Here is a 12,459-nt window from a genome sequence, read left to right as displayed (position 1 = left end):
CTTCGCACGCCTACAGCGCGCAGCGCTGGCTGTCGACCTCCTGGTTGGCGCTGCGGCCAAGGGCGATGTCCTCGCGGATCTCATCGACCGTCAGGGCGTAACCGGTGTCCGGGTCGTCCAGGGAGCGGGCGAAGATGACGCCGTACACCCTGCCGTCCGTCGTCAGCAGCGGACCGCCGGAGTTGCCCTGGCGGACCGTGGCGAAGAGCGAGTAGACATCGCGCTGCACGATGCCGCGCTGGTAGATGTCGGGGCCGTTGGCGTTGATACGGCCGCGCACCCGCGCAGAACGGACATCGTAGGAGCCGTTCTCCGGGAAGCCGGCGACGATCGCGCTGTCGCCGGAGCGCGCATCGCCGTCGGCGAACTGCAGCGGCCGCGCCCGCAGATCCGGCACATCCAGCACGGCGATGTCCCGCTGCCAGTCGTACAGCACCACCTTGGCGTCGTAGAGCCTGCCCTCACCGCCGATCTGCACGGTCGGCTCGTCGACTCCGCCCACGACATGCGCGTTGGTCATCACCCGCCGCTCGGCGAAGACGAACCCGGTGCCTTCGAGGACCTTGCCGCAGCCCGGGGCCGTGCCGACGACCTTGACGATGGACTGCTTGGCGCGGGCGGCGACGGGGCTGCCGGCGAGCGCCGGGTCGGGAGCCTGGACCTCGGTGATGGGCTCGTTGGAGAAGGGGGTGAAGACCTGCGGGAAGCCGTTCTGCGCGAGGACGGAGGAGAAGTCGTCGAACCAGGTGGAGGCCTGATCGGGCATCAGGCGGTGGACGCCCTGCAGCACCTTGGAGTTGCGGGCCTCTTTGCCGAACGGGGGCAGGGACGTCTTGGCCAGGTTGGAGCCGATCAGCCAGGCGACCAGCAACATCGCCACCACATTGACCAGCGCGCCGCCGGTGGCGTCCAGGGCCCGGGCGGGCGACCAGGTGATGTACCGGCGCAGCTTGTTGCCCAGATGCGTGGTGACGGCCTGCCCCACGGAGGCGCAGACGATCACGATCACCACGGCGGCGATCGCCGCGGCGGTGGACACCTCCGTGTTGTTCGTCAGATGGTCCCACAGGACGGGCAGCGCATAGACGGCGACAAGGCCGCCGCCAAGAAAGCCGATCACCGACAGGATGCCGACGACGAAGCCCTGGCGATAGCCGACGATCGCGAACCACACGGCGGCGACCAGCAACAGGATGTCCAGCACGTTCACCGTCATTTGCCTCGCAGTGTCGTCGCCGGCGCTCCGCCGGCTGGCTTTCGGGTCCGGCGGCGGAGCCGCCCTGAGCGCGCCGCCTCCGCGGAGCACGGCGTACGGCGTGTGGTCAGCCTGTCATGAGCGCCAGTCCAGCGGGACCCGCCGGGAGCGGTCCCATGGCCGCTCCCAGCCCGCGAAGTGCAGAATCCGGTCGATCACTCCGGCGGTGAAACCCCAGACCAGGGCGGATTCGACCAGAAATGCCGGGCCGGTGTGGCCGCTGGGATGCAGTGCGGTCGCGCGGTTGGCGGGGTCCGTGAGATCCGCCACGGGGACGGTGAAGACCCTGGCGGTCTCGGCGGGGTCCACCGCGCCGACGGGGCTCGGCACGCGCCACCAGCCGAGCACGGGGGTCACCACGAAACCGCTGACCGGGATGTAGAGCCTGGGCAGCACTCCGAAGAGCTGCACGCCGGACGGGTCGAGACCCGTCTCCTCCTCGGCCTCGCGCAGGGCGGCGCGCAGCGGGCCGGTGGTGGCCGGGTCGCCGTCCTCGGGGTCGAGCGCGCCGCCGGGGAAGGACGGCTGCCCGGCGTGCGAGCGCAGCGAGCCGGCGCGCTCCATCAGCAGCAGCTCGGGGCCCCGCGCGCCGTCGCCGAGCAGGATCAGCACGGCGGACTGCCGGCCGCGCCCGCTCTTGGGCGGCAGAAACCGGCTGAGCTGCTCGGGCTCGACGCTCCGCACAACGCGTACGACGGGGTCGAGCCACTCGGGCAGCCCCTGTGTCGTGACGACGACCTCGCCCGCGGCCCGGCCCGTCTCTGTGACCCCGTGTGTCCGGGATGTCTCGTCCGTGTCTTCTCCTGTGCGCAATCAGATGCACCCCCTGCGCATAACGCCCCGGGGCGCTTGGATCGTTCCACAGCGGCCGCGCGGCGCGGCGCGGCCGGAGGCCGCCGGACCGCCTGCCGCCGGACCGCCCGCAGCCCCGTGCGTCACCGGCCCCGTCACCGGTCCCGTCACCCGGCCGCCCCCAGGGCGGCGGCGGGCGGCGCCGGCTTGCCCGGATAGTCGGGCGGCGGCTTCAGCCGCTGGCCCGGCTGCCCGCCCATTTCGTACTTCAGCAGCTTCTTGGCCTTCTCGGGGTCCGTCTCGCCCTCCCCGTACGACGGACAGAGATGCGCGATGGGGCAGGCGCCGCAGGCGGGCTTGCGGGCGTGGCAGATCCGCCGGCCGTGGAAGATCACGCGGTGCGACAGCATCGTCCACTCGGACTTCGGGAAGATCGCGGCGATCTCGGCCTCGACCTTCTCCGGGTCCTCCTGATCCGTCAGCTTCCACCGCCGCACCAGCCGGCCGAAGTGGGTGTCGACCGTTATGCCGGGGACGCCGAAGGCGTTGCCGAGCACCACGAACGCCGTCTTGCGGCCCACGCCGGGCAGCGTCACCAGGTCCTTGAGGGTGCCGGGGACCTCGCCGCCGTAGTTGTCCCGCAGAGCGGCGGAGAGGCCGATCAGCGACTTCGCCTTCGCCCGGAAGAAGCCGGTGGGCCGGATGATCTCCTCCAGCTCCTCCGGCACGGCGGCGGCCATGTCCTCAGGAGTCGGGTATCTGGCGAAGAGCGCGGGCGTGGTCTGGTTCACCCGCAGGTCCGTCGTCTGGGCGGAGAGGACCGTGGCGACCAGCAGCTCGAACGGATTCTCGAAATCAAGCTCCGGATGGGCGTACGGAAAGACCTCGGCCAGCTCGCGATTGATCCGGCGGGCGCGGCGGACCATGGCCAGCCTTGATTCCGATTTGTCGCTTTTCCTCCGCTTTGGCGGATTAGGCGAGCGGGGTGGCGACGGCTGTTCGCCCACAGCGGAATTCTGCTTCGCGGACACGCTTCCAGCCCCCTTGGCCTGCGCTCTCACCGGCGAATTGGACACCCGGCCAGCCTAAGGGCCGCCACTGACATCCGCCCCGGTCACCGGCAATCAGGACCCAATCGGGCCCCTGCCGTAGGGACAGACGCCGCTGTGCGTCAAACTTGTTGTGACTGATCGCACGAATTTTTGCCGCCCGGAAGTCCGTGGGCCCGCCCCCGGACGTGTACAGACGAGTACAGCACGGTCCGGCATCATGGGGACCAACGCCCCCTGAGCAGGTCGACAAGGAGAGAACTCGTGGACGACGTTCTGCGGCGCGCCCCGCTCTTCGCGGCGCTCGATGACGAGCAGGCCGCGGAGCTCCGCGCCTCGATGAGTGAAGCGACGCTCGCCCGTGGCGACGCGCTCTTTCACGAGGGCGACCCCGGGGACCGCCTCTACGTGGTCACCGAGGGCAAGGTCAAGCTCCACCGCACCTCCCCCGACGGCCGCGAGAACATGCTGGCCGTCCTCGGCCCCGGCGAGCTGATCGGCGAGCTGTCCCTCTTCGACCCGGGACCGCGCACGGCCACCGCCACCGCGCTGACCGAGGTCAAGCTCCTCGGTCTCGGCCATGGCGATCTCCAGCCCTGGCTGAACGCCCGCCCGGAGGTCGCCAGCGCCCTGCTGCGCGCGGTCGCCCGCCGTCTCCGCAGGACCAACGACCAGATGTCCGACCTGGTCTTCTCCGACGTTCCCGGCCGGGTCGCCCGTGCGCTGCTCGATCTGTCGCGCCGCTTCGGCGTGCAGTCGGAGGAGGGCATCCACGTCGTCCACGACCTCACCCAGGAGGAGCTGGCGCAGCTCGTCGGCGCCTCCCGCGAGACGGTGAACAAGGCCCTGGCCGACTTCGCCCAGCGCGGCTGGCTGCGCCTGGAGGCGCGCGCAGTGATCCTGCTGGACGTGGAGCGCCTCGCCAAGCGCTCGCGCTGAGCACACCCGCTGAGCACACCCGCTGAGCACAGGCGGTGAGCGCATCCGCCGAGCACGCCCGCCGCTGAGCACACACGCCGGCCGCGTACGCGTAACGCAGATACGAGCGGGGGCCGCCCGGGCCGAAGCCAGGGCGGCCCCTCGTTCTGCCGTGTGCCGCCGTCTCAGACGATCGCGGCGACAGGCGATGACGGCCAGCCTCCGCTCAGATCAGGGCGTGCGCCCGTCAGATCAGTCCGTGCTCCCGCAGATAGTCCAGCTGCGCCCGCACCGACAGCTCGGCGGCCGGCCACAGGGACCTGTCCACATCCGCGTACACATGGGCCACGACCTCGGGAGCCGTGCGATGGCCGTTCTCGACGGCCGTCTCCACCTGGGCGAGCCGGCTGGCGCGGTGGGCGAGATAGAAGTCGACGGCGCCCTGGGCGTCTTCGAGTACGGGTCCGTGGCCCGGCAGCACCGTATGCACCCCGTCGTCCACGGTCAGCGAGCGCAGCCTTCTGAGGGAGTCGAGGTAGTCGCCGAGGCGTCCGTCCGGATGGGCGACGACGGTCGTGCCCCGGCCGAGGATCGTATCCCCCGTCAGCACGGCCTGGTCCGCGGGCAGATGGAAGCAGAGCGAGTCGGCGGTGTGCCCGGGCGTCGGCACGGCCCGCAGCTCCAGCCCGCCCACCGTGATCACATCGCCGGCCGCGAGCCCCTCGTCGCCCAGCCGGAGCGCCGGGTCGAGCGCGCGCACCGCCGTGCCGGTCAGCTCGGCGAACCGCGCCGCACCCTCCGCGTGGTCGGGATGGCCATGGGTGAGGAGGGTCAGCGCGATGCGTTTGCCCGCCTTCTCCGCGGTGGACACGACCGTCTGGAGATGGCCTTCGTCGAGTGGCCCCGGGTCGATGACGACCGCGAGGGCGGAGTCCGGCTCCGACACGATCCAGGTGTTGGTGCCGTCCAGCGTCATGGCGGACGGATTCGGCGCGAGGACGTTGACGGCGCGGGCGGTGGCGGGGCCGGAGAGCACCCCGCCGCGCGGCTGCCCCGGCAGTGCGGCTGCGTCCGTCATCGGTCTTCCCCGCCTTCCGCCGGCCGCTCCGGGCCCGCCGGCTCGATCCTCTTGGTGAACTCCTCATGCCCGGGCCAGCTGAGGACGATCTCCCCCTCCACCAGTCTGGCCTGCGCGAGTACGGGAGTGAGGTCCTGCTCCCCCGCGGCCGCGAGGGCCGCCCCGGCCGTCGGGAACGCCGTCAGCGCCCGCAGCGTGGAGATCGTCGGGGGCATCATCAGCAGTTCGCCCTTGTCATAGCCGGCGGCCGCGTCCGCGGGCCGGATCCACACCGTGCGGTCGGCTTCGGTGGAGGCATTGCGGGCCTGCTGCCCCTGCGGGAGGACGGCGACGAAGAACCAGGTGTCGTAACGGCGCGGTTCGAACTCCGGGGTGATCCAGCGTGCCCACGCGCCCAGCAGATCGGAGCGCAGCACCAGTCCGCGGCGGTCGAGGAACTCCGCGAAGGACAGTGCGCGGTCGACGAGCGCCTGCCGGTCGGCCTCCCAGCCCGCGCCCTCGCCCGTGCCCGCGCCGTCGCCCGTGCCCCCGTCCGCACCCTCGACGGCGGTTCCGACGGCCCCGACGACCGTGTCCGGCGTACGGCCCGCGAGCAGCACGCCCGCCTCCTCGTACGTCTCCCGAACCGCCGCGCACACGATGGCCTGCGCGGACGCCGTGTCGTCCACGCCGAGTCTGGCGGCCCAGCGCTCCAGGGAGGGGCCTGCCCACCGGACCGGCCGGTCGTCCCGCGGGTCGACCCCGCCGCCCGGATATGCGTACGCGCCTCCGGCGAAAGCCATGGAGGCGCGTCGGCGCAGCATATGCACGGCGGGGCCGCCGTCGGGCGTGTCGCGCAGCAGCATCACCGTCGCGGCCCGCTTCGGGGCGACGGGCGTCAGCTCACCGGAAGCGAGAGCCCGGATCCGGTCGGGCCATTCGGGTGGGTACCACTGACCATTGGACATGACCGGATGCTATGCGCAATCACCGGGATGTTCGAGGTCAGCCCTGGACCAGCTCCACCTGGATCTCGACCTCCACCGGCGCGTCCAGCGGCAGCACGGCGACGCCCACCGCGCTGCGCGCGTGCACGCCCTTGTCGCCGAGCACCTCGCCCAGCAGCTCGCTGGCGCCGTTGAGCACCGCCGGCTGCCCGGTGAAGTCCGCGGCCGAGGCGACGAAGCCGACGACCTTGACGATCCGCGCGATCCGGTCCAGATCGCCGGCCACCGACTTCACGGCGGCCAGGGCGTTCAGCGCACAGGTGCGCGCCAGCTCCTTGGCCTCCTCAGGGGTGACTTCGGCGCCCACCTTGCCGGTGACCGGGAGCTTGCCCTCCACCATCGGAAGCTGGCCCGCGGTGTAGACATACGGCCCCGACTGCACGGCCGGCTGGTACGCGGCCAGCGGAGGCACCACCTCCGGCAGCGTCAGCCCCAGCTCGGCAAGCCTGGCCTCCACGGCGCTCATGAGGACTTCTCCCGCTTGAGATAGGCCACAAGCTGCTCGGGGTTGTTCGGGCCGGGCACGACCTGGACGAGCTCCCAGCCGTCCTCGCCCCAGGTGTCCAGAATCTGCTTTGTCGCGTGTACCAACAGCGGCACAGTGGCGTACTCCCACTTGGTCATGGAGCCGACTGTATCCGCAGCGCGCTGGCGCCGACCGACAGCCTCGTGCGTAGGCCGCGGCCCGACTGGTTAGGCTCGAATGCGTGAGCAGGCTCCAGGTCGTCAGCGGCAAGGGCGGTACCGGTAAGACGACGGTCGCCGCCGCCCTCGCGCTCGCCCTCGCGACCGAGGGAAAGCGGACTCTCCTCGTCGAGGTGGAGGGCAGGCAGGGCATCGCCCAGCTCTTCGAGACCGAGGCGTTGCCCTATGAGGAACGCAAGATCGCCGTCTCCTCCGGAGGCGGCGAAGTCTTCGCCCTGGCCATCGACGCCGAGCGGGCGCTCCTCGACTATCTCCAGATGTTCTACAAGCTCGGCGGCGCGGGCCGGGCGCTGAAGAAGCTGGGCGCGATCGACTTCGCGACGACCATCGCACCCGGCGTGCGCGATGTGCTGCTGACCGGCAAGGCCTGCGAGGCGGTGCGCCGCCGGGACAAGCTGGGCCGGTACGCGTACGACTACGTGGTCATGGACGCTCCGCCCACGGGCCGCATCACCCGGTTTCTGAACGTCAACGACGAGGTGGCGGGGCTGGCGAGGATCGGCCCGATACACAATCAGGCGCAGGCGGTGATGCGGGTCCTCAAGTCCCCGCAGACGGCGGTGCATCTGGTGACGCTGCTGGAGGAGATGCCGGTCCAGGAGACCGCGGACGGGGTCGCCGAGCTGCGCGAGGCGGGGCTGCCCGCCGGCAAGGTGATCGTGAACATGGTCCGGCCGCATCTCCTCGACGAGGAGGCGGTGCGCAGCGCCGCCGACGGCCGGCGTGACGAGATCGCCCGGGTGCTGGCCGCCGCGGGCCTGGGCGGCGCGGGGGGCCTGGGCGGCGCGGGCACGGCAGGCGGCCCGGGCGAGGGCAAAGGCGCAGGCATGGGCATGGGCATGGGCACTTGCGTGGATACGGGCATGGGTACGGGCATGGGTACGGGCGTGGCGAGTCTTGTCGATCCGCTGCTGGAGCAGGCCGCGGAGCACGCGCAGCGCGTCGAGCTTGAGCGCGAGCAGCGCGCGGCGCTCCGCCGGCTGGAGCTGGACTCATACGAACTGCCTCTGCTGAGCGAGGGAGTCGACCTGGCGGGGCTCTACCGCCTGGCGAAGGATCTGCGGAAACAAGGAGCGGCCGGGTCATGACGCTGCATTCGCCGTCCCGAGCGCCCCGGGACAGTCACAGCGGCGTCCTGGACGCCGCCGACGCCCTGGACGCGCCGCCCTCCCTGCAGATCGATCCGCTCATCGACGACCCGGCCACCCGCATCATCGTCTGCTGCGGCGCGGGCGGCGTCGGCAAGACGACGACCGCTGCGGCCCTCGGCGTACGGGCGGCGGAGCGCGGCCGCAGGGCGGTCGTCCTCACCATCGACCCTGCGCGCAGGCTCGCCCAGTCGATGGGCATCGACCAGCTGGACAACGTCCCGCGCCGGGTCGAGGGCATCGAGGACCCGGCGGGCCGTGGCGAACTGCACGCGATGATGCTCGACATGAAGCGCACCTTCGACGAGATCGTCGAGGCGCATGCGGACCCGGAGCGGGCGCGGGCGATCCTGGAGAACCCCTTCTACCAGTCCCTGTCGGCTGGTTTCGCCGGTACGCAGGAGTACATGGCGATGGAGAAGCTGGGTCAGCTGCGGGCGCGGGACGAGTGGGATCTGATCGTCGTCGACACTCCGCCGTCGCGTTCGGCGCTGGACTTCCTCGACGCGCCCAAGCGGCTCGGTTCCTTCCTTGACGGGAAGTTCATCAAGCTGCTGATGGCCCCGGCGAAGGTGGGCGGCCGGGCCGGCATGAAGTTCCTCAATGTCGGCATGTCGATGATGACGGGGACGCTGGGGAAGCTGCTGGGGGGTCAGCTGCTGCGCGACGTGCAGACGTTCGTGGCGGCGATGGACACGATGTTCGGAGGCTTCCGGACCCGCGCGGACGCCACATACCGGCTGCTCCAGGCTCCGGGCACGGCCTTCCTGGTGGTCGCGGCGCCGGAGCGGGACGCTCTGCGGGAGGCCGCGTACTTCGTCGAACGGCTGGCGGCGGAGGAGATGCCGCTGGCCGGGCTGGTGCTGAACCGGGTGCACGGCAGCGGTGCGGCGCGGCTGTCGGCCGAGCGGGCGCTGGCGGCGGCAGAAAATCTTGATGAGGGCCGCATTGTGGATCATATGACCGGGAAGACTGGTGTTCGTGACATCGTTCACGACCCCGACGATGCACACGACGCACCTAGGCTGTACGACGCGGCGGGCGCCTCTCCCTCTCCCGAATCCCCCTCCGCCGCTGCCGACGCTCACTCGGCGGAAGAACTGACCGCGGGTCTGCTGCGGCTGCACGCCGAGCGTATGCAGGTGCTGGCCCGGGAGCAGCGCACACGCGACCGCTTCACCGCGCTCCACCCCGAGGTGGCCGTGGCGGAGGTCGCCGCCTTGCCCGGAGACGTACACGATCTCGCGGGGCTACGGGCCATCGGCGACCGTCTCGCCGCGAACGACCGTCGCTGACGTCTGCCGTTGACGTCGTTGACATCTGTCGTCGAACGACAGACGTACCCATCGACCGTGGATGCAGACCTGCGCGTCACTCTGCGCGTCGCCCTGCCTGTCGGCCTATCCCACTGCCGCGTAAGTCTCGTATGTCTCGTCGTCGTCGAGGCCCGCAGGCAGAATGCCCGCGCTGCGTTCGTACTCTGTGCGCGCGGTTTCGAGCAGTCTCCGCCACGAGGTGACGGTGGGCCGCCTGCGCAGCAGCGCACGCCGCTCCCGCTCGGTCATTCCGCCCCACACGCCGAACTCCACGCGGTTGTCGAGCGCATCGGCCAGACACTCGGTCCGCACCGGGCATCCGGTGCACACCGCCTTGGCCCTGTTCTGCGCTGCCCCTTGTACGAACAGTTCATCCGGATCGGTAGTGCGGCAGGCAGCCTGCGCACTCCAGTCGGTTACCCAGCCCATGCCGGCGCCGTCCTCTCCCGAATCGAGGCTCCCCCACGGCGGCAGCGGCATATTCACCGCCGCCAGTTGAGGACGTTACGGAAGGCGGGCACAGCGCAACACCCCCGTGGGGCCCAATCTTGAATGGCCCGAACGGACTATGGGTACGCGGCAGATCACCCAGGGGAGTGAGCTGGGGGCATGCGTGACTATTCCGGCAAAGCGGGATAGTTCACTTGCGTCTCATCGGGCACATGACACCTCATGCGGCCACAGGGCCCCATGGGTGAAGCATGGGTGAAAAGGGCGGGGTCTCTGTCACATCTCTGATACAAAAACGCACCGCTGTGACAGCTGAGAGCAGCTTAGGCCAAGGCATGCGGCCTTGTCCGGCGAATGAGAACGTAGGCTGCCCCCATGGCAAAGAAGCGCTCGGGCGGTGGTCTGACCGGGACCCAGCAGGCCGCCAAGTTCCTCGGTGTCAGTGTGCTCTCGGGAGCCGTGCTGGCGGGCATCGCCCTGCCGGCGGCCGGCGCTCTGGGCCTTGCCGCCAAGGGGACGGTCGAGGGATTCGACGAGATCCCCGCCAACCTCAAGACTCCCCCGCTGAGCCAGCGCACCACGATCCTGGACGCGCAGGGCGGGCCGATCGCCACGGTGTACTCCCGCGACCGGACCGAGGTGGAGCTTGAGGACATCTCCCCGTATATGCAGAAGGCGATCATCGCGATCGAGGACGCGCGCTTCTATGAGCACGGGGCGATCGACCTGAAGGGCGTGCTGCGGGCGCTCAACCGCAACGCGCAGTCGGGCGGAGTCTCCGAGGGCGCTTCCACGCTCACTCAGCAGTATGTGAAGAACGTCTTCGTGGAGGAGGCGGGCGACGACCCCGAAAAGGTCGCCCAGGCCACCCAGCAGACCCTGGGCCGCAAGATCCGCGAGCTGAAGTACGCGATCCAGGTCGAAGAGGAGCTGGGCAAGAAGCGGATCCTGCGGAACTATCTGAACATCACCTTCTTCGGGCAGCAGGCGTACGGCGTCGAGGCCGCCGCCCGCCGCTACTTCTCCAAGTCCGCCAAGGACCTGACCCTGGAGGAGTCGGCGCTGCTGGCCGGACTCGTCCAGTCGCCGAGCCGCTATGACCCGGTCAATGACTCCCAGGAGGCCACCAAGCGCCGCAATGTGGTGCTGCAGCGCATGGCCGACGTGGGCAACATCTCGCAGGCGGAGGCGGACCGGGCGAAGGAGAGCCCGCTCGGGCTGAAGGTCAGCAAGCCCAAGAACGGCTGCATCACCGCCGTCAACGGCGCGGGCTTCTTCTGTGATTACGTACGCGAGGTGTTCCTGTCCGACCCCGTCTTCGGCAAGACGCGGGAGGAGCGGGCGAAGATCTGGAACCGCGGCGGTCTGACGATCAAGACCACGCTCGACCCGCAGGCACAGCAGGCGGCGCAGAACGCCATAAAGGAACACGTCTACGAGTCGGACGAGGTCGCCACCGCGGTGACCATGGTCGAGCCGGGGACCGGCAAGATCCTGGCGATGGGCCAGTCCCGCCCGTACGGCTTCGGAAAGACCGAGACGACGATCAACTACTCCGTCGACAAGGCCATGGGCGGCTCGAACTACGGCTTCCCGGTCGGTTCGACGTTCAAGCCGTTCGTCGCGGCCGCGGCCCTGGAGCAGGGCAAGCCGCCGACGCAGGTGTACTCCTCGCCGTACAAGATGCCCTATCCGGACGAGGTCTCCACATGCAGCGGGAAGCCGTGGAAGAACCTCGGCAAGGAAGAGATCCCGAACGAGAACACATCGGAGGTCGGCCCCTATGCGCTGAAGGAGGCCATGGCCCTGTCGGTCAACACCTACTTCGTGCAGATGGTGGAGGAGATCGGGCTGTGCCCGGTCGAGGAGATGACCGACAAGCTGGGCGTGGTGCAGGGCAACGGCGCAAAGCTGCCGGTCTCACCTGCCCCGCTGACCCTGGGCTCCACCGGCATCGCCCCGCTGACCATGGCCGGCGCGTACGCCACCTTCGCCAACCGCGGCACGTACTGCACCCCGACCGCCATCGAGTCGATCACCACGGCGGACGGCAAGAGCCTGGCGGTGCCCGAGACCAAGTGCGCCAAGGCCATGGCCGAGCGGACCGCCGACACCATCAACACGCTGCTGCGCGGTGTGGTCGACTCCGGCACGGGCCGGCAGGCCGGTCTCACCAGCCGGGACAGCGCGGGCAAGACCGGTACGACGGACTTCCGGAAGAACGCCTGGTTCGCGGGGTACACCCCGAACCTCTCCGGTGCGGTGTGGGTGGGCGACCCGGCCCAGAAGGTGGAGATGGAGAACATCACCATCGGCGGCGTCTACCACGCGAAGGTCTTCGGCGGTCAGGTCCCCGGGCCGATCTGGAAGGACGCGATGAGCGGGGCGCTGGACGGCAAGGAGGCGCCGCCGTTCAACACCGTGCACATCCCGGACATCCCGAAGGGCGGCGATCCCGGCCGGCCGGATGACGACAAGCCCGGCGACGGGAACGGCCGCGGCGGAAACGGAAACGGCCGCGGCGGGGCCGACAACGGAGGCAACGGCGACAACGGCGGGCAGACGCCCTGGCCCGGCATCTCCATCCCGCCGGACCTGATCGGCGGCAGCACCCAGGGGACGGCGGACGGCGGGGGCACCGGCGGCGACGGCGGCGTCACGGACGGAAGCACCGACGGCAACGGAAACGGAAGCCGCGGCGGAAACGGCGGCGGCTTCGACTTCGGCGGGAACTTCGGCGGGATCGGCGGCCGCAGCGACGA

12 protein-coding genes are annotated in these 12,459 nt (G+C 70.3%); 4 read left to right on the top strand and 8 right to left on the bottom strand.

From position 1 onward, the window contains the following. Positions 1-10 precede the first annotated feature (10 nt). From OF819_RS15610 to nth, 3 genes are all read right to left on the bottom strand, one after another. Positions 11-1,210 carry a MarP family serine protease gene (locus tag OF819_RS15610; RefSeq protein WP_267244257.1) on the bottom strand — a complete coding sequence of 400 codons (1,200 nt, stop codon included), beginning with the start codon at positions 1,208-1,210 and terminating at the stop codon, positions 11-13. A gap of 120 nt (positions 1,211-1,330) precedes the next feature. Next, entirely contained in the window at positions 1,331-2,068 is a 738-nt protein-coding gene (locus tag OF819_RS15605) for an NUDIX hydrolase (RefSeq protein ID WP_267244130.1), read from the bottom strand. 146 nt (positions 2,069-2,214) lie between these two features. Continuing rightward, on the bottom strand, positions 2,215-3,078 hold the full coding sequence (gene nth, locus OF819_RS15600) for an endonuclease III (protein ID WP_267244129.1): 864 nt from the start codon (positions 3,076-3,078) through the stop codon (positions 2,215-2,217). 282 nt (positions 3,079-3,360) lie between these two features. Here nth and OF819_RS15595 point away from each other — a divergent pair, with 282 nt between their 5' ends. Then, the gene (locus tag OF819_RS15595; protein ID WP_267244128.1) at positions 3,361-4,035 is read left to right on the top strand and encodes a Crp/Fnr family transcriptional regulator; all 675 of its coding nucleotides are present in this window, start codon (positions 3,361-3,363) and stop codon (positions 4,033-4,035) included. Positions 4,036-4,261: 226 nt separating this feature from the next. On the opposite strand, the gene OF819_RS15590 is transcribed toward OF819_RS15595, so the two are convergent. The 4 genes from OF819_RS15590 to OF819_RS15575 are packed head-to-tail and all read right to left on the bottom strand — an operon-like array spanning position 4,262 to position 6,702. Next, a complete protein-coding gene (locus tag OF819_RS15590; protein WP_267244127.1) occupies positions 4,262-5,092 on the bottom strand; it encodes an MBL fold metallo-hydrolase in 831 nt (276 codons plus the stop codon). Continuing rightward, entirely contained in the window at positions 5,089-6,039 is a 951-nt protein-coding gene (locus OF819_RS15585) for an NUDIX hydrolase (protein ID WP_267244126.1), read from the bottom strand. Before OF819_RS15585 ends, OF819_RS15590 begins: the two co-directional genes overlap by 4 nt. Before the next feature lie 37 nt (positions 6,040-6,076). Further along, complete coding sequence (locus tag OF819_RS15580) at positions 6,077-6,544, bottom strand: RidA family protein (protein WP_267244125.1); 468 nt, start codon at positions 6,542-6,544, stop codon at positions 6,077-6,079. Continuing rightward, positions 6,541-6,702, bottom strand: a complete 162-nt coding sequence (locus OF819_RS15575) for a DUF4177 domain-containing protein (protein ID WP_005314434.1) — start codon at positions 6,700-6,702, stop codon at positions 6,541-6,543. Before OF819_RS15575 ends, OF819_RS15580 begins: the two co-directional genes overlap by 4 nt. 83 nt (positions 6,703-6,785) lie before the next feature. Here OF819_RS15575 and OF819_RS15570 point away from each other — a divergent pair, with 83 nt between their 5' ends. Together OF819_RS15570 and OF819_RS15565 are read left to right on the top strand one after the other, a co-directional pair. Continuing rightward, positions 6,786-7,871: an ArsA family ATPase gene (locus tag OF819_RS15570; protein ID WP_267244124.1), complete on the top strand. Its 1,086-nt coding sequence runs from the start codon at positions 6,786-6,788 to the stop codon at positions 7,869-7,871. Further along, complete coding sequence (locus OF819_RS15565) at positions 7,868-9,226, top strand: ArsA family ATPase (protein WP_267244123.1); 1,359 nt, start codon at positions 7,868-7,870, stop codon at positions 9,224-9,226. Before OF819_RS15570 ends, OF819_RS15565 begins: the two co-directional genes overlap by 4 nt. A 105-nt stretch (positions 9,227-9,331) precedes the next feature. On the opposite strand, the gene OF819_RS15560 is transcribed toward OF819_RS15565, so the two are convergent. Then, the gene (locus OF819_RS15560; protein ID WP_267244122.1) at positions 9,332-9,676 is read right to left on the bottom strand and encodes a WhiB family transcriptional regulator; all 345 of its coding nucleotides are present in this window, start codon (positions 9,674-9,676) and stop codon (positions 9,332-9,334) included. Positions 9,677-10,072: 396 nt separating this feature from the next. Between OF819_RS15560 and OF819_RS15555 the strand changes: the two genes are divergently transcribed. Next, positions 10,073-12,459: transglycosylase domain-containing protein (locus tag OF819_RS15555; protein WP_267244121.1), on the top strand; the 2,387-nt coding region annotated here is incomplete at its 3' end.

The organism is Streptomyces sp. PR69, from assembly GCF_026420845.1.
Lineage (GTDB): Bacteria > Actinomycetota > Actinomycetes > Streptomycetales > Streptomycetaceae > Streptomyces.
Note: the sequence above shows the minus strand (reverse complement) of the source record. Positions and strands in the feature narration are given on the sequence as shown.

Coding starts and splice junctions, on each gene's coding strand:
- OF819_RS15590 (WP_267244127.1), bottom strand. CDS start 5,092: ATGACGGACGCAGCCGCACTGCCGGGGCAGCCGCGCGGCGGGGTGCTC.
- OF819_RS15585 (WP_267244126.1), bottom strand. CDS start 6,039: ATGTCCAATGGTCAGTGGTACCCACCCGAATGGCCCGACCGGATCCGG.
- OF819_RS15580 (WP_267244125.1), bottom strand. CDS start 6,544: ATGAGCGCCGTGGAGGCCAGGCTTGCCGAGCTGGGGCTGACGCTGCCG.
- OF819_RS15575 (WP_005314434.1), bottom strand. CDS start 6,702: ATGACCAAGTGGGAGTACGCCACTGTGCCGCTGTTGGTACACGCGACA.
- OF819_RS15565 (WP_267244123.1), top strand. CDS start 7,868: ATGACGCTGCATTCGCCGTCCCGAGCGCCCCGGGACAGTCACAGCGGC.
- OF819_RS15560 (WP_267244122.1), bottom strand. CDS start 9,676: ATGGGCTGGGTAACCGACTGGAGTGCGCAGGCTGCCTGCCGCACTACC.